This is a genomic window from Halomonas flagellata (genome assembly GCF_022487945.1).
Classification (GTDB): domain Bacteria; phylum Pseudomonadota; class Gammaproteobacteria; order Pseudomonadales; family Halomonadaceae; genus Halomonas; species Halomonas flagellata.
Map to the genome: position 1 here is coordinate 1 of NZ_JAKVPY010000114.1, position 612 is coordinate 612.

Sequence of the window (612 nt, forward strand, 5' to 3'; positions counted from 1 at the left end):
CGCGCAGCTTAACACATTTTAGTGCGGATTACCTTGCCGGCGGTACGGCGAGAAAGCGCACCGCCCGACGGATATCGCGGGTTCGCGGCGCCGGCGGCAGACTGGCCAGGAACACCGCGCCGTAGGGGCGCATCACCAGCCGGTTGTCGCAGATCACCAGCACCCCGCGGTCGTCGATATCGCGGATCAGGCGACCCACCCCCTGCTTGAGGGTGATCACCGCATCCGGGAGCTGCACTTCATCGAAGGGATCGCCGCCGCGCAGCCGGCAATCTTCCATCCGCGCTTTTAGCAGCGGATCGTCCGGCGAGGTGAACGGTAGCTTATCGATAATCACCAGCGACAGCGCGTCGCCGCGCACATCGACTCCCTCCCAGAAGCTGCTGGTAGCCACCAGCAGCGCGTTGCCGGCGCTGACGAACTGCTGCAGCAGCTGGCCTTTGCCGGTCTCGCCCTGCAGCAGCACCGGTAGCGTCATGGTGGCGCGGAACTGCTCCGCCAGATCGCGCATCATGGCGTGCGAGGTGCACAACATAAAGCAGCGACCATCGTTGGCCTCGATCAGCGGCTTGAGCATCGCCGCCAGGTGTCGCGCCGCGCCGGGCTGGTTCG

Annotated in this window: 1 protein-coding gene; it reads right to left on the reverse strand. The window is 65.8% G+C overall.

Annotation, left to right across the window (positions count from 1 at the left end; translation table 11 throughout):
* Window positions 1–28: 28 nt before the first annotated feature.
* A partial coding sequence (locus MKP05_RS21415; RefSeq protein WP_240570154.1) for an ATP-dependent DNA helicase occupies window positions 29–612 on the reverse strand: 584 nt, incomplete at its 5' end.